Source organism: Cellulomonas soli (genome assembly GCF_052036975.1).
Classification (GTDB): Bacteria; Actinomycetota; Actinomycetes; order Actinomycetales; family Cellulomonadaceae; genus Cellulomonas; species Cellulomonas soli_A.
In genome coordinates this window covers 182722-197879 of the sequence record NZ_JBQIAR010000004.1, presented here as the reverse complement: position 1 = coordinate 197879, position 15158 = coordinate 182722, and the positions used below count along the sequence as shown (strand labels likewise).

13 protein-coding genes are annotated in these 15158 nt (G+C 72.3%); 9 read left to right on the top strand and 4 right to left on the bottom strand.

Annotated features, from left to right (window positions below; all coding sequences use genetic code 11):
* Positions 1-49: 49 nt before the first annotated feature.
* On the top strand, positions 50-613 hold the full coding sequence (locus ACTHAM_RS06375; protein WP_440685504.1) for a MarR family winged helix-turn-helix transcriptional regulator: 564 nt from the start codon (positions 50-52) through the stop codon (positions 611-613).
* A 9-nt stretch (positions 614-622) separates the two neighbouring features.
* Complete coding sequence (lipB, locus tag ACTHAM_RS06370) at positions 623-1333, top strand: lipoyl(octanoyl) transferase LipB (protein ID WP_440685502.1); 711 nt, start codon at positions 623-625, stop codon at positions 1331-1333.
* Here the strand turns inward: lipB and ACTHAM_RS06365 are convergent.
* On the bottom strand, positions 1287-1802 hold the full coding sequence (locus ACTHAM_RS06365) for a flavodoxin domain-containing protein (RefSeq protein ID WP_440685500.1): 516 nt from the start codon (positions 1800-1802) through the stop codon (positions 1287-1289). The two genes, lipB and ACTHAM_RS06365, sit on opposite strands and share 47 nt — an antisense overlap.
* A 234-nt stretch (positions 1803-2036) precedes the next feature.
* Here ACTHAM_RS06365 and lipA point away from each other — a divergent pair, with 234 nt between their 5' ends.
* On the top strand, positions 2037-3038 hold the full coding sequence (gene lipA, locus ACTHAM_RS06360; protein WP_440685498.1) for a lipoyl synthase: 1002 nt from the start codon (positions 2037-2039) through the stop codon (positions 3036-3038).
* A 39-nt stretch (positions 3039-3077) separates the two neighbouring features.
* Complete coding sequence (locus ACTHAM_RS06355; protein WP_440685496.1) at positions 3078-3794, top strand: DUF4191 domain-containing protein; 717 nt, start codon at positions 3078-3080, stop codon at positions 3792-3794.
* 27 nt (positions 3795-3821) lie between these two features.
* Here the strand turns inward: ACTHAM_RS06355 and ACTHAM_RS06350 are convergent, their stop codons facing one another.
* Positions 3822-4325 carry an RDD family protein gene (locus ACTHAM_RS06350; protein ID WP_440685494.1) on the bottom strand — a complete coding sequence of 168 codons (504 nt, stop codon included), beginning with the start codon at positions 4323-4325 and terminating at the stop codon, positions 3822-3824.
* A gap of 173 nt (positions 4326-4498) precedes the next feature.
* On the opposite strand from ACTHAM_RS06350, the gene glnA reads away from it, so the two are divergent.
* The 3 genes from glnA (at position 4499) to ACTHAM_RS06335 (ending at position 8121) form a co-directional block, all read left to right on the top strand.
* A complete protein-coding gene (gene glnA, locus ACTHAM_RS06345; protein WP_440685492.1) occupies positions 4499-5923 on the top strand; it encodes a type I glutamate--ammonia ligase in 1425 nt (474 codons plus the stop codon).
* A 164-nt stretch (positions 5924-6087) separates the two neighbouring features.
* Positions 6088-6855 (top strand): potassium channel family protein, encoded by a 768-nt coding sequence (locus tag ACTHAM_RS06340; protein WP_440685490.1) that lies wholly within the window; start codon positions 6088-6090, stop codon positions 6853-6855.
* 36 nt (positions 6856-6891) lie between these two features.
* Positions 6892-8121: an AI-2E family transporter gene (locus ACTHAM_RS06335; RefSeq protein ID WP_440685488.1), complete on the top strand. Its 1230-nt coding sequence runs from the start codon at positions 6892-6894 to the stop codon at positions 8119-8121.
* On the opposite strand, the gene ACTHAM_RS06330 is transcribed toward ACTHAM_RS06335, so the two are convergent.
* Both ACTHAM_RS06330 and ACTHAM_RS06325 read right to left on the bottom strand, forming a co-directional pair.
* The gene (locus ACTHAM_RS06330; RefSeq protein ID WP_440685486.1) at positions 8112-11162 is read right to left on the bottom strand and encodes a bifunctional [glutamine synthetase] adenylyltransferase/[glutamine synthetase]-adenylyl-L-tyrosine phosphorylase; all 3051 of its coding nucleotides are present in this window, start codon (positions 11160-11162) and stop codon (positions 8112-8114) included. The two genes, ACTHAM_RS06335 and ACTHAM_RS06330, sit on opposite strands and share 10 nt — an antisense overlap.
* Positions 11163-11169: 7 nt before the next feature.
* Complete coding sequence (locus tag ACTHAM_RS06325) at positions 11170-12507, bottom strand: glutamine synthetase family protein (RefSeq protein ID WP_440685484.1); 1338 nt, start codon at positions 12505-12507, stop codon at positions 11170-11172.
* 91 nt (positions 12508-12598) lie between these two features.
* Here ACTHAM_RS06325 and ACTHAM_RS06320 point away from each other — a divergent pair, with 91 nt between their 5' ends.
* Positions 12599-14269 carry an NAD+ synthase gene (locus ACTHAM_RS06320; protein ID WP_440685482.1) on the top strand — a complete coding sequence of 557 codons (1671 nt, stop codon included), beginning with the start codon at positions 12599-12601 and terminating at the stop codon, positions 14267-14269.
* 67 nt (positions 14270-14336) lie between these two features.
* Positions 14337-15149 (top strand): 3-methyl-2-oxobutanoate hydroxymethyltransferase, encoded by an 813-nt coding sequence (panB, locus tag ACTHAM_RS06315; RefSeq protein ID WP_440685480.1) that lies wholly within the window; start codon positions 14337-14339, stop codon positions 15147-15149.
* Positions 15150-15158 lie beyond the last annotated feature (9 nt).

Here is a 15158-nt window from a genome sequence, read left to right as displayed (position 1 = left end):
GAGTATCATGGGTGCCGATCACGACGAGCACAAGCCGGAAGGTGCAGCGATGATCGACCCGACCGGGCCGGACCCCGTCACCGGGGCGCCCGACGGCCTCCCGGGACGTCCCCGCGACGCCGGGTCAGCCGACCCGCGGGACTGGCCCGTCGGTCGGCTCCTGTCGGCTGCTGCCCGCCGCGTCGAACGCGAGTGGAACGCGCACCTGGCCGCCTGGGACCTCAACCACGCGAGCCTGCCGGTGCTCGTGCACCTGATGAGCGGACCCCGCTCGCAGCGCGAGCTGGCCCACCTGTGCGGCGTCACGGAGCAGACGACCAGCCGGGTGCTCGAACGCATGGAGCGCACCGGCTACGTGACGCGCGCCACCCACCCGGACGACCGGCGCCGGCACGTGATCGCCGTCACGGACGAGGGTCGCGTGGCCCTGCGCGAGGCCGCCGCCCCGCGGACCGCCGACCAGATGGTCACCCGCGGCCTGACACCCGAGCAGGTCAGCCAGCTGCACGCGCTGCTGGTGCTCGTCGCGCGCCCCGAGCACGACCACCGGCAGAGCGGGCCCGACGAGGACCCCGAGTGCATCGGCGACGGCGAGCCCGACGCCGCCGGTTAGCCTGGGGTCATGCGCGTCGAGGAGCTCGAGCTCGGTCACCGGCTGCTCCCCTACGTGCCCACGTGGGAGCACCAGCGCGCGGTGCATGCCGCCGTCGTGGCCGGCGAGCTGGACGACACCGTGCTGCTGTGCGAGCACGAGGACGTCTACACCGCCGGTCGACGCACGGCCACGTGGGACCGGCCCGTCGACGGCACCCCGGTGGTCGACGTCGACCGCGGTGGACGCATCACCTGGCACGGCCCCGGGCAGCTCGTCGGCTACCCGATCGTGCGCCTGTCCTCACCGGTCGACGTCGTGCGCTACGTGCGAGCCCTCGAGGAGGCGCTGATCCGCACGTGCGCGGACCTGGGGCTGTCCGCGATCCGCGTCGAAGGTCGCAGCGGGGTGTGGTTCGCCGCGGACCCGCCGGGCACTCCGGAGGCACGGCCCGAGCGCAAGGTCGCCGCGATCGGCGTGCGTGTGGCCAAGGGCGTCACGATGCACGGCTTCGCGCTCACCTGCGACTCCGACCTGTCGGCGTTCGAGCGCATCGTGCCGTGCGGCATCGCCGATGCGGGCGTCACCTCGCTCAGCGCCGAGACCGGACGCCGGGTCACCGTCAGCGAGGTGGTCGGACCCGTCCGCGCGCACCTGGCCGAGGCACTGACTCCCCTGCTGGCCGCGAACGCGCTCAGCGACGCGGCTGCTGGTGCGGCCGCACGGCCGCCAGCTCCCTGACGATCGTCGCCGCCCACGCCCGGACCTCGTCGAGGTCGCGGTAGTCGCCCGGCTCGGCGCGCGTCAGCGCCACCAGCGCCCGTTCGCTGAGGTTCAGGTCGGTCCGCTCGAGCCGCCCTGCGAACGCCCGGGGGTCGGCGGAGCCGGTGCGCGCCGCGACGGTCGTCACGTCGTCGGGCACCGTCGCCGGGACCGGCGGGTCACCGATCGGACCGGACCAGAACAGCCAGGTGGGCCGCGCCTTGAGCTGCCCCGCCTGCCGGTCCACCAGGTCCCGCAGCGACGCGGCCAGGCGGCCCACGTACACCGCCGACCCGAGCACCACGGCGTCGTACTCCCGGACCGACTCGACGTCGTCGGGCGCGATCTCGTCCACCACGTGCCCTGCCGTCCGCAGGACGTCGGCGATCTCGGTCCCGATCTCCTGCGTCGCCCCGTGCCGCGAGGCCACCGTCACCAGCAGGTGCACGGTCACCACCCCTTTCGCGCGCTGTCACGCTGGCCGTGCGGGGGGCCCACTGCCCGGCTGCCCTGGCGGTCCGTCGTCGGTGACGTGCCGTGCCCTGCCGCAACGATCCCCCCAGACTCACGCAAAGCCCGTGGAAAGGGCAGGGACCGAGGTCCCTACCGGTGTGACCGGCACCTCTGCTCGGGCCGTGGTCCGGCGGGGCCTGGGCACGTCCACCGCGGTTACCCTGACCGGGTGACCATCGCACCCGACGGCCGACGCATGCTGCGGATCGAGGCCCGGAACGCCGAGACGCCCATCGAGAAGAAGCCCGAGTGGATCCGCACGCGGGCCACCATGGGCCCCGAGTACTCCGAGCTGAAGGGCCTCGTGCAGCGCGAGGGCCTGCACACGGTGTGCGAGGAGGCCGGCTGCCCCAACATCTTCGAGTGCTGGGAGGACCGCGAGGCCACGTTCCTCATCGGCGGCGACCAGTGCACGCGGCGCTGCGACTTCTGCCAGATCGACACCGGCAAGCCGTCCGACCTGGACCGCGACGAGCCTCGCCGCGTGGCCTCCTCGGTGCAGGCCATGGGCCTGAAGTACGCGACCGTCACAGGCGTGGCGCGCGACGACCTGCCCGACGGCGGGGCGTGGCTGTACGCCGAGACCGTGCGCCAGATCCACGCCGTGAACCCCGGCACGGGCGTCGAGCTGCTCATCCCGGACTTCAACGCGGTCCCCGAGCTGCTCGACGAGGTCAACGCCTCGCAGCCGGAGGTCCTCGCGCACAACCTGGAGACCGTCCCGCGGATCTTCAAGCAGATCCGCCCGGCGTTCCGGTACGAGCGTTCGCTGTCGGTGCTCACCCGCGCCCACGAGGCCGGGCTGGTCACCAAGTCGAACCTGATCCTCGGCATGGGCGAGACCACGCAGGAGGTCGTGGAGGCCCTGGCCGACCTGCACGCCGCCGGCTGCGACATCATCACGATCACGCAGTACCTGCGCCCCTCGGTGCGCCACCACCCCGTGTCGCGCTGGGTGCGGCCCGAGGAGTTCGTGGAGCTGTCGGCCGAGGCCGAGCGGCTGGGGTTCCTCGGGGTGATGTCGGGACCGCTGGTGCGCTCGTCGTACCGCGCGGGGCGGCTGTGGGGTCAGGCGATGCGCCGGTACGGCCGGCCGATCCCCCCGGCCCTGGCCCACCTCGGCGAGCCGACGACCGCCCGCCAGGAGGCCTCGAGCCTGCTGGCCCGGTGACGACCGGGGCAGCGTCGGCGGCTCGGTAGACTCCCCTGCATGGCCCGTGAGAGCACGAACTCCCCCGCCCCCGCGGCGAAGGTGAAGAAGGTCCGCTGGTACCACCAGGTGTGGCAGGCCTACCAGATGACCCGCAAGTACGACCCGTCGGTCACGTGGGTCATCCTCGCGGTGTTCGTCGGCATCATCGCCGTGGGCCTCGTGATCGGGCTGCTCGTCCACGCGATCCCGTACCTGCTGCTGATCGCGGTGCCGTTCGCGTTCCTGGGCGCCATGTTCGTGCTGGGTCGCAAGGCCGAGACCGCCGCGTACGGTCAGATCGAGGGCCAGCCCGGTGCGTCGCTGGCGGCGCTGCGCACCATCCGTCGTGGCTGGAGCTTCCCCGAGGAGCCCGTGGCGATCGACCCCCGCACCCAGGACGCCGTGTTCCGCGGCCTGGGCCGGGCCGGGATCGTGCTGGTCGGCGAGGGCCCCGCGTCCCGCATCGGCAAGCTGCTCGAGGCCGAGCGCAAGCGCACCTCGCGCGTGCTGTCAGGAGTGCCGATCACGCTGGTGCAGGTCGGCACCGAGAAGGACCAGGTGCCGCTGCGTCAGCTGCCCCGCACGGTGCAGAAGATGCGGCCCACCCTGACCAAGCAGGAGGTCGCCGAGATCGAGAAGCGCCTGAGGGCTCTCGGCGGGGTCAAGATGCCGCTGCCCAAGGGTGTCGACCCGATGCGCGCCCGCCCCGACCGCAAGGGCATGCGCGGCCGCTGAGCCCGCGCACCGCGCGGGCCACGCGCGTCAGCGGCGGACGATCGCCGTCCCTGCGGCGCGGTCGTGCAACCCGCGCCCGTCCGCGTCCCACACGACTGCCGGCACCACCAGGCACAGCAGCGCCGTCCGCACGAACGCCGCGACCAGCCCCGGCGCGACCAGGGGGTCGGTGCCGCCAGTGACGGGTGAAGCCTGGGCAGGAACCGCTGCGCCCGGCGCCGGCAGCACCACGCGCCTGACACGCAGCCCGAGCAGCCGATGGCCGAGGGTGTGCCCGAGCGTGCCGACGAGGACCAGGTTCTCGACAGCGAACACCCCCAGCGTGGCCATCGGGTCACCGTCGAACAGCGCGGCGGACACCGCCAGGCTCGCCGCCCAGTCGATCCCGAGCGCGATCACGCGCCGACCCAGCCGCGCCGGCGACCCAGGCCCCTCGGCAGGCAGCCCCAGACGGCGCCCGCGGGCCGACGCCTCCTGCGCCCCGCCGGGTCCGCCCTCGAGCCAGGAGCCTGCACCCTCACGTCGTTCCACCGGGTCAGCCTAGGCTGGGCCGGTCGGGGTCCCACCCGACGCGTCGAACGATCGTTACGTGCACCCCTGTGTCGTAACACGGTCGAAACAATCGGTACACCGCGGGGAAACGGCCCACTCGTAGCGTCGGGCGAGGCCCGTCCCCCAGGGCACCACCAACCGAGGAGCAGCGGATGTTCAGCAAGCCAGAGGAAGTCCTGGCGTTCATCAAGAGCGAGGACGTCAAGTTCATCGACGTCCGCTTCTGTGACCTGCCCGGCGTCATGCAGCACTTCAACGTGCCCGCGGCGTCGGTCGACGAGGCGTTCTTCACCGACGGCCAGATGTTCGACGGGTCCTCGATCCGCGGCTTCCAGGCCATCCACGAGTCGGACATGAAGCTCATCCCCGACGTCACGACGGCCTACCTCGACCCGTTCCGGGCCGAGAAGACGCTGAACATCAACTTCCACATCGTCGACCCGTACACCGACGAGCCCTACAGCCGTGACCCGCGCCAGGTCGCCGCCAAGGCCGAGGCGTACCTGCGCTCGACCGGCATCGCGGACACCGCGTTCTTCGCGCCCGAGGCCGAGTTCTACATCTTCGACGACGTGCGCTTCGAGACGAAGCAGAACGCCTCGTACTACTACATCGACTCCATCGAGGCCGCCTGGAACACGGGCCGCGTCGAGGAGGGTGGCAACCTCGGCCACAAGACGCCCTACAAGGGTGGCTACTTCCCGGTTCCCCCGGTCGACATGTTCGCCGACCTGCGCGACAAGATCTCGCTGCAGCTCGACGCCCTGGGCCTGCAGGTCGAGCGCGCCCACCACGAGGTCGGCACCGCCGGCCAGGCGGAGATCAACTACCGCTTCGACGAGCTGGCCAAGTCCGCCGACAAGGTCCAGCTGTTCAAGTACGTCGTGAAGAACGTCGCGCACGAGGCCGGCAAGACCGCGACCTTCATGCCCAAGCCGCTCTTCGGCGACAACGGCTCGGGCATGCACGTGCACCAGTCCCTGTGGAAGGACGGCAAGCCGCTGTTCTTCGACGAGAAGGGCTACGGCGGCCTGTCCGACCTGGCCCGCTGGTACATCGGTGGCCTGCTCAAGCACGCTCCCGCGCTGCTGGCCTTCACCAACCCGACGGTGAACTCCTACCACCGCCTGGTCCCCGGCTTCGAGGCCCCGGTCAACCTGGTCTACTCGGCCCGTAACCGCTCCGCCTGCATCCGCATCCCGGTCACGGGGTCGAACCCGAAGGCCAAGCGCATCGAGTTCCGCGTGCCGGACCCGTCCTCGAACCCGTACCTGGCGTTCGCGGCCATGCTGATGGCCGGCCTGGACGGCATCCAGAACCGCATCGAGCCGCCGGAGCCGGTCGACAAGGACCTCTACGAGCTGCCCCCCGAGGAGCACGCCCTCATCCAGCAGGTCCCCGGCTCGCTGGCCGAGGTGCTGGACAACCTCGAGGCCGACCACGACTGGCTCACCGCCGGCAACGTGTTCACGCCCGACCTCATCTCGACGTGGATCGACTACAAGCGCTCCGCCGAGGTCGACCCGATCCGTCTGCGGCCGCACCCGCACGAGTTCGAGCTGTACTACGACGTCTGATCGTCACAGGGACGTCTGATCGTCCCGGCCCCGGCTGCTCCCGGGGTCGGTGACACGCAGTACCGGAAGCCCCGTCGCCCTCAGGGCGGCGGGGCTCCGTGGTCTCCGGCACACGACCGGCACCGGTCACCTGCGGCGGGAGCCGGCGCACGCCACCATGAGACATGCGCGACGACGCCTCGACCCCGCCACGATGGCACCCAGACGCCCCCGACCCGACCGGGGACGTCGAGCCGCCGCGCACCGTCCGCCGCCGGGGCACCGTGCCGACGGACCGGTTCGTGCCCGTGCTGGCGCTGCTGGTGGCCAGCTACGTGCTCTTCATGGCGACCTCGTCGTCGTGGGCGCAGGCGGCGGCGGTCGCGCTTCACCTGGCCACGCTCGTCCTGGCGTTCCAGGCTGCGCGCGGAACACGCGTGCGGCGCCCCGTCGTGGCGGTGGTGCTCGCGGGAGCAGTCGTGCTCGTGCTGGCCAACGCGGTGCTGTCCGAGGCTGACGCCTCGGGGGCGATGGCGGGGCTGCTGGCCGCGCTGCAGGCCACCGTGTTCCTGCTCGTGGTCGCGCGGGTCGTGCAGCACCCGGTGGTGACGGTGCAGACACTCGCGGGCGCCGTGAGCGCGTACCTGCTGATCGGTCTGCTGTTCGCCTCGCTGTACGGGCTGGCGGCCTGGGCGTCGCCGGGCGCGCTGTTCGCGCAGGGTGGCAACCAGGGCGTGCAGGCCTTGCAGTACTTCTCGTTCACGACGTTGACCACGCTCGGCTACGGCGACCTGACGGCGGCGTCGTACATGGTGCGCGGCCTGGCGACGTTCGAGGCCGTGCTGGGGCAGATCTTCCTGGCCACCCTCATCGCCCGGCTGGTGGCCGGGTTCCGGCCTCGCCGGGGGCCCGCTGCGGGCGAGGCGCCCGAGATGAGGCACGACGGACGGTAGCGTCGGCGGGCACAGCAGGTCTGACGAGGAGGACGCGTGATCCGACGTACGACGCCGCCCACGACGTGGGACACCAGCCGCCCCCCGGCGTGGCTCCCCCGTGCCCTGCTGTACGTCGTGCTGGCCACCTTCGCGGGCATCCTGGCCTGGCGGGCGCTGTCCATGCTGACGACGGTGACCACGATCGTCGTGATCTCGTGGTTCTTGGCGCTGGCGATGGAGCCGCTGATCGCGTGGCTGGTCCGTCGGGGGGTGCGACGCACGCGGGCGACCGGCATCGTGATGATCGGGTCGATCGTCGTGATCCTCGGGCTGCTGGGCCTGTTCGGCGGGCTGTTCGTCACCCAGCTCATCGAGCTCGTGCAGTCGCTGCCCCGCTTCTACACGCAGCTGACGGACCTGGCGGACACCCGGTTCGGGCTCGACCTGCCCACCCAGGTGGAGCTGCTGGACCGTCTGGGCGAGAACTGGCAGGACCTTGCGCCGGGGATCGTGGGCGTGGGCACCTCGGTGCTCGGCGGTCTGTTCACGACGACCGCCGTGCTGCTGGTCGTGTACTACATGGCCAGCGCCGGGCCGAAGTTCCGTGCGGCCATCTGCCGCTACCTGGCCCCGCACCGTCAGCGGGAGGTGCTGCGGCTGTGGGAGGTGTCCCAGGAGAAGGTCGCCGACTTCATCAACTCCCGGATCGTGCTGGCGGCACTGTCCACCGCGTTCACGTTCGTGTTCCTGACCATCCTCGGCGTCCCCTACGCGCTGCCGCTGGCCGCCTTCACCGGGGTGGTCTCCCAGTTCGTCCCGACGATCGGCACGTACATCGGTGGCGCACTACCGGTGGTGGTGGCACTGAGCGTCTCCCCGCTCAAGGGTCTGCTCGTGCTGGCGTTCATCGTCGGGTACCAGCAGGTCGAGAACCTGGTGTTCGCCCCGAAGGTGTCGGCGCGCTCGCTGCAGCTGAACCCGGCGGTGTCGTTCCTGGCCGTGCTGGCCTTCGGTGCGGTGTTCGGGGCGCTCGGGGCCTTCCTCGCCCTGCCGGTCGCGGCCACCATCCAGGCGGTCTCGAACGTGTACCTGCGTCGGCACGAGCTGGTCGACTCGGAGATGCTCCGCGAGGACAGCACGCGCGCACCCGAGGAAGGCACGGCAGAGGACACCGAGGAGGACGTCCCAGCCGGGAACGACCCGGCGGTCACGGCGCCCTCACCGACCGCAGGGGCGACCGACACGGCAGGCGCACCCGAGGGCACGCAGACCGATCAGCCGTAGAAGACGCGTTCGACGACGGCACGAGCACGCCGCGCCGTGCGCAGGTAGTCCTCCTCGAGCTCCCCGCCCGAACCGGCGGGGTACCCGACGACCCGGGCCACCCCGGCCAGGGTCTGCCGGTCGTGCGGGAGCACGTCGGCGTGGGCGCCGGCGGCGCGACCCGACCACAGCACGTTCGCGTCACGCAGGCGCGAGGCCAGCAGCCACGCGTCGGCGAGCACCGTGCCGTCGACGTCGTCGAGCAGTCCCGCCTCGACCGCTGCGCCGAGCGCGTCGAGCGTCCCGGTGGTGCGCAGCGCCGGCACCTCGTGCGCGTGCTGCAGCTGCAGCAGCTGGGCGGTCCACTCGACGTCGGAGATCCCGCCGCGGCCGAGCTTGAGGTGGCGGGCGGGGTTGACGCCGCGGGGCAGGCGTTCGGCCTCCACCCGGGCCTTGATGCGGCGCACCTCGCGGACGGTTGCGGCGTCCAGGCCCCCGGCCGGGTACCGCAACGGGTCGACGAGCGCCACGAACCGCTCCGCCAGCTCGTCGTCGCCGGCCACCGGGCGGGCCCGCAGCAGCGCCTGGCTCTCCCACGGGGACGACCAGCGCTCGTAGTACTCGGCGTAGGCGGAGAACGAGCGGACCAGCGGTCCGTTGCGACCCTCGGGGCGCAGGTCGGCATCCACCTCGAGGGCGGGCTCGGGGCCGACCCCGGCAGCCAGGGAGCGCACGGCGGTGGCCACCGCGAGCGCGAACTCCTGCGCGGCGACCGGGTCCTGGCCGGGCAGGGGGTCGTGCACGAACAGCACGTCGGCGTCGGAGGAGTAGCCCATCTCGCGTCCGCCGAGCCGGCCCATGGCCACCACGAGCAGCCGGGTAGGGCTGTGCTCGAGCCCGCGGGCCGCCCGCGCCTCCCACTCGGCGATCCGCAGGGTGCCGGCCAGCACGACGTCGGCCGCCGCGGTCAGGCTCTGCGAGGCCCGGGTGCCGGTGACGACCCCGAGCACGTCGGCGGCGGCCGTGCGGGCCAGCTCACGGCGGCGCAACGCCCGCAGGGCGGTGGCCGCAGGGACGGGCTCGTGCGCGCGGGTCAGCACGGCATCGGCCTCGGCGCGCAGCCGGTCCAGGGTCCGTGGTTCCAGGTCGGCGTCCTCGGCCAGCCAGGTCACCGACTCCGGTGAACGGGTCAGCGCGTCCGCCACGTACCGCGAGGTCGACAGCACGTGGGCGAGGCGTTGGGCGGCGGTGCCGGAGTCGCGCAGCAGCTTGAGGTACCAGTGGGTGGCACCCAGCTCGTCGGACAGGCGCCGGAACGCGAGCAGGCCACCGTCGGGGTCGGCACCTTCGGCGAACCAGCCGAGCATCACGGGCAGCAGCTGCCGCTGGATCGCCGCGCGGCGCGAGACGCCCTCGGTGAGTGCGGCGATGTGCCGCATGGAGCCGGCAGGGTCGGCGTACCCGATGGCCGCCAGCCGGGCACGGGCGGCGTCGGGCGCTAGCCGCGCCTCCTCGGTGGACAGCTGGGCGGTGGCCGGCAGCAGCGGTCGGTAGAACAGCTCCTCGTGCAGGCGCCGCACGTCGCGTCGCACCTGCCGCCACCGTTCGATCAGCCCCTCGGGCCCTTCGGCCCGCATGCCGACGGACCGCGCCAGGCGCCGCAGGTCCGCCTCGGCGGTCGGCATCAGGTGGGTGCGTCGCAGCCGGAACAGCTGGATGCGGTGCTCGAGCACCCGCAGCAGGCGGTAGCAGACGGCCAGCTGCGCGGCGTGCTCACGGCCCACGTACCCGCCGGCGGCCAGCGCAGCCAGGGCGGTCAGGGTGCTCGGGCTGCGGATCTCCTCGTCGGCCCGCCCGTGCACGAGCTGCAGCAGCTGCACGGTGAACTCCACGTCGCGCAGCCCGCCCACGCCGAGCTTGAGCTGGCGGTCTGCCTCGGCGGCGGGTACGTGCTGCTCGACGCGCCGACGCATCGCCTGGGAGTCCTCGACGAAGTTGGGGCGTTGCACGGCCGACCACACGAACGGGTTGACGGCCTCGACGTACGCCTCGCCGAGCGCGCGGTCACCAGCCAGCGGACGGGCCTTGAGCAGCGCCTGGAACTCCCAGGTGCGCGCCCATCGCTCGTAGTACGCGCGGTGGCTGGCCAGGGTGCGCACCAGAGGCCCGTCCTTGCCCTCGGGCCGCAGTGCCGCGTCCACCGGCCACAGCGCGGGTTCCCCCGACGGGGTCGAGCACACGCGCGCCAGGCCGGCGGCGAGTCGCGCGCCCACCGCCATGGCCTCGTCCTCGCTGGTGCCCGCGACGGGTTCTGCGACGTAGATGACATCGACGTCGGAGACGTAGTTGAGCTCGCGCCCGCCGCCCTTGCCCATGCCGATGACGGCCAGACGCGCCCCGAGCCCATGGTCGTCGAGCTCGGCGCGGGCCACCGCGAGTGCCGCCTCGAGCGCCGCGCCGGCCAGGTCGGCGAGGGCTGCGGCGACACCGGGCAGCCGGGTGAGGGGGTCGGCGCTGGTCAGGTCGGTGGCAGCGATGCGCAGCAGACGCCGCCGGTACGCCAGACGCATCGCGTCGGTGCCCGCCGCGCCCGCGAGCGCCGCGACGGGCACGTCGGCCTGCGGGTCGGCGCCGACGGCCACCAGCAGCTCGGCACGCACCTGCTCCACGGGGACGCCTGTGCCGGCGGCCTCCTCGATGAGGACGTGGAGGTTCTCGGGGTGCGCCACGAGGGAGTCGCCGAGCGCCACCGACGCCCCGGCCACGGCCAGCAGCCGCTCCCGCGCGGGGCCGTCGGTGATGAGCACGTGCCGCAGCAGCGTGCCCAGCTCGCTGCCGGGCGCACCGACGGCACCGGCGAGCTTGGCCAACGTCAGCAGCGCCTGGTCGGGGTCGGCGACCTCGGACAACGGACCGAGCAGCACGTCGGCCGGGTCGGCGACGAGCGCGGTCAGCGCGGTGTCCTCCAGCAGGCGTGCCGCGCGCGTCACGTCGGCCACCCCGGCGCGGGTCAGCCGTCCGGTGAGGGTCGAACCACGCCCCGAGGGCGTCGGGGTGCTCATGCTGGCCTCACAGGACCGGCAGGAACCGCCGCAGCTCGTACGGGGTCACCTGCGTGCGGTAGTCGATCCACTCCTGACGCTTGTTGCGCAGGAAGAAGTCGAACACGTGCTCCCCGAGGGTCTCGGCGACCAGCTCGGACCGCTCCATGACGGCGATGGCCTCGTCGAGCGTGGTCGGCAGGGGCTCGATGCCCAGTGCGCGGCGCTCGGCGTCGGTCAGCTCCCACACGTCGTCCTCGGCGCCCTCGGGCAGCTCGTAGCCCTCCTCGATGCCCTTGAGGCCGGCGGCGAGCACCACGGCGAACGCCAGGTACGGGTTGGTCGCGGAGTCGATCGAGCGGTACTCGACGCGGCTCGAGTTGCCCTTGCCGGGCTTGTACATGGGCACGCGCACCAGGGCGGAACGGTTGTTGTGCCCCCAGCAGACGTAGCTGGGCGCCTCGGCGCCGCCCCACAGCCGCTTGTAGGAGTTCACGAACTGGTTGGTCACCGCGGTGATCTCGGCGGCGTGCCGCAGCAGACCGGCGATGAACGAGCGGGCCACCCCCGACAGCTCGAACTGGTTGCCCGGCTCGTGGAAGGCGTTGCGGTCGCCCTCGAACAGTGACAGGTGGGTGTGCATGCCCGAACCGGGCTGGTCGGCCAGCGGCTTGGGCATGAACGAGGCGAACACGCCCTGCTCGAGCGCGACCTCCTTGACGACCGTGCGGAACGTCATGATGTTGTCGGCCGTGGTCAGCGCGTCGGCGTAGCGCAGGTCGATCTCGTTCTGGCCGGGGCCGGCCTCGTGGTGGGAGAACTCCACCGAGATGCCCATGGACTCCAGCATCGTGATCGCCGCACGCCGGAAGTCGTGCGCGGTGCCGCGCGGCACGTGGTCGAAGTAGCCGCCCTGGTCGACGGGCACGAGGGGCTGTGCCGGATCGGCGGGCGCCTCGAACAGGTAGAACTCGACCTCGGGGTGCGTGTAGAACGTGAACCCTTTGTCGCTGGCCTTCTGCAGGGCGCGCTTGAGCACCTGGCGGGAGTCGGCGAGCGAGGGCTCACCGTCCGGGGTCAGCAGGTCGCAGAACATGCGTGCGGTGCCGTGCCGCTCACCGCGCCAGGGCAGCACCTGGAACGTGGTGGGGTCGGGCTTGGCGATCATGTCGGCCTCGTACACGCGCGTCAGGCCCTCGATCGCGCTGCCATCGAAGCCGATGCCCTCGGAGAACGCGGACTCCAGCTCGGCCGGGGCGATCGCCACCGACTTGAGCATGCCGAGCACGTCGGTGAACCAGAGGCGGATGAAGCGGATGTCCCGCTCTTCGACCGTACGGAGCACGAACTCCTGCTGCCTGTCCATGCGGTACATCCTGCCCGATCAACGGCCCTGTCAGGGGACGTCGTCCGCGCACGCGTCTCAGGTGTCGTCCACGCCTCGATAGGCTCGCCGTATGGCTCTCACCCGCATCGCGCTGGCACAGGTGGACACGTGCGTGGGGGACGTCGACGCGAACGCCCGGCTGGTCGTCGAGTGGTCGCGTCGCGCGGCCGACGCCGGGGCGGCGCTGGTCGTGTTCCCTGAGATGACGTTGGCCGGCTACCCGATCGAGGACCTCGCGCTGCGTGCCTCGTTCCGTCGGGCCGTGGAGGCCGCGCTGCAGCGCACCGCGGCCGACCTGGTGTCCGCTGGGCTGGGAGAGCTGACCGTTGTCGTCGGGACGGTCGGCGAACGTGCCACCAGTACCGAACCGGACGCCCAGGTGCGGCCCACGAACCAGGCCGTCGTGCTGCACGGCGGTCGGGTGCTCGCGCGGTACGACAAGCACCACCTGCCCAACTACGGCGTGTTCGACGAGCGGCGCATCTTCGCCCCGGGCGAGGAGACCTGCGTGGTCGACGTGGCCGGGCGCCGGGTCGGGGTCGTCATCTGCGAGGACATCTGGCAGGACGGCGGACCCGTCTCGCAGATGGACGAGCACGACATCGACCTGCTCGTGGTGCCCAACGGCTCGCCGTTCGAGGAGGGCAAGGGGCATGTGCGCACCGAGCTGGCGGCGCGACGGGCCCGCGAGGTCGACGCCCCGGTGGTCTACGTGAACCTGGTCGGCGGCCAGGACGACCTGGTCTTCGACGGCGGCTCGTTCGTGGTCGGCGCGGACGGTGCCCTGCTGGCCTCGGCCCCGCAGTTCGTCGAGCACCTGCTGCTGTGGGACCTCGCCGACGCCGACGAGCCGCCGGTGCGGGGCCCGCTCGCCCGGCCGCTGTCGGACGGCGAGGAGGTCTACCGGGCGCTGGTCACCGGGCTGGCCGGGTACGTGCGCAAGAACGGCTTCAGCAGCGTGACGCTGGGGCTGTCGGGCGGGATCGACTCGGCCCTGGTGGCCGCGATCGCCGCCGATGCCATCGGCGGGCAGAACGTGGTCGGCGTCTCGATGCCGTCGGTCTACTCCTCGGACCACAGCAAGGACGACGCGGCCGACCTGGCCAAGCGCATCGGCGCCGACTACCGCGTGCAACCCATCCGCCCGTTCGTCGACGTGTTCGAGGCCGAGATGGGTCTGGAGGGTGTCGCGGCGGAGAACCTGCAGGCGCGTATGCGCGGGGTGATCCTCATGGCGCTGTCGAACGCCGAGGGGCACCTGGTGCTCGCCACGGGCAACAAGTCCGAGCTGGCCGTGGGCTACTCCACGATCTACGGCGACGCCGTGGGCGGGTACGCACCGTTGAAGGACGTCGACAAGTCCCGCGTGTGGGCGCTGGCCCGCTGGCGCAATGATGCGGCCCGTGACGGGGTGTTCGCCCCCGACGAGCTGCCGCCGATCCCCGAGTCGTCGATCACCAAGCCGCCCTCGGCCGAGCTGCGGCCCGGCCAGGTCGACCAGGACTCGCTGCCGCCGTACGACCTGCTCGACGAGGTCCTCGACGCCTACGTCGAGCACGCCGAGGGTCGCAGCGAGCTGCTGGCCCGCGGTTTCGACCCGGCAGTCGTCGACAAGGTGCTCTCGCTCGTGGACCGCGCCGAGTGGAAGCGTCGGCAGTACCCGCTGGGGCCGAAGGTCACGGCGCTGGCGTTCGGACGTGACCGCCGGCTGCCGATCACGACGCGCTGGCGCGAGGCCTGAGCTCGCACGACCCTGACCACACCGCGGACCACCGGCCTGCGGGTACCACCACCAGCTGGAGAGCACGATGACGCAGACCCCCAAGCGCATGCGGGTGCACCACCTGCGCGAGGCCAAGGAGCGCGGCGAGCGCCTGACGATGCTCACCGCCTACGACGCCGTCACGGCCCGGATCTTCGACGAGGCCGGCATCGACATGCTCCTGGTGGGTGACTCCATCGGGAACACCATGCACGCGCACACCACGACCCTGCCGGTCACGGTCGACGACATGATCCCGGCCGCCCGCGCCGTCGCCCGTGTCGCCCAGCGCGCCCTGGTGGTCGTGGACCTGCCCTTCGGCTCCTACGAGGCGGGCCCCGAGCAGGCGCTGGGCAGCGCGGTGCGGCTGATGAAGGAGACCGGTGCCGCCGCGGTCAAGCTCGAGGGCGGTCAGCGGGTCGTCCCGCAGATCCGTGCGCTGACCGACGCAGGGATCCCCGTGTTCGGGCACCTGGGCTACACGCCGCAGTCGGAGAACCTGCTCGGCGGTCCCCGTGTGCAGGGCCGCGGTGACGAGGCTGCCGAACGGCTCAGCGCGGACGCCGTGGCCGTCGTCGAGGCCGGTGCGGTCGCCGTCGTGCTCGAGATGGTGCCCGCGCCGGTGGCCGCCAGGGTCACCGAGATCCTGCCCGTGCCGACGATCGGCATCGGCGCCGGCGCCGAGTGTGACGGTCAGGTGCTCGTCTGGGTCGACATGGCCGGCATGGGTGACTGGTCGCCGCGGTTCGCCAAGCGGTTCGGCGAGGTCGGTGCCGCGCTGAAGGCTGCGGCCACGGCCTACGCCGACGAGGTCCGGTCCGGCACGTTCCCCGACGGCGCCCACTCGTTCGAGCGGTGAGCACGGGGT

Bases quoted from the DNA above. Each gene is read 5' to 3' on its own strand.
- panB (WP_440685480.1), top strand. From the start codon at position 14,337: ATGACGCAGACCCCCAAGCGCATGCGGGTGCACCACCTGCGCGAGGCC.
- ACTHAM_RS06340 (WP_440685490.1), top strand. From the start codon at position 6,088: ATGCGCGACGACGCCTCGACCCCGCCACGATGGCACCCAGACGCCCCC.
- ACTHAM_RS06320 (WP_440685482.1), top strand. From the start codon at position 12,599: ATGGCTCTCACCCGCATCGCGCTGGCACAGGTGGACACGTGCGTGGGG.
- lipB (WP_440685502.1), top strand. From the start codon at position 623: ATGCGCGTCGAGGAGCTCGAGCTCGGTCACCGGCTGCTCCCCTACGTG.
- ACTHAM_RS06375 (WP_440685504.1), top strand. From the start codon at position 50: ATGATCGACCCGACCGGGCCGGACCCCGTCACCGGGGCGCCCGACGGC.
- ACTHAM_RS06325 (WP_440685484.1), bottom strand. From the start codon at position 12,507: ATGGACAGGCAGCAGGAGTTCGTGCTCCGTACGGTCGAAGAGCGGGAC.
- ACTHAM_RS06355 (WP_440685496.1), top strand. From the start codon at position 3,078: ATGGCCCGTGAGAGCACGAACTCCCCCGCCCCCGCGGCGAAGGTGAAG.
- glnA (WP_440685492.1), top strand. From the start codon at position 4,499: ATGTTCAGCAAGCCAGAGGAAGTCCTGGCGTTCATCAAGAGCGAGGAC.
- ACTHAM_RS06330 (WP_440685486.1), bottom strand. From the start codon at position 11,162: ATGAGCACCCCGACGCCCTCGGGGCGTGGTTCGACCCTCACCGGACGG.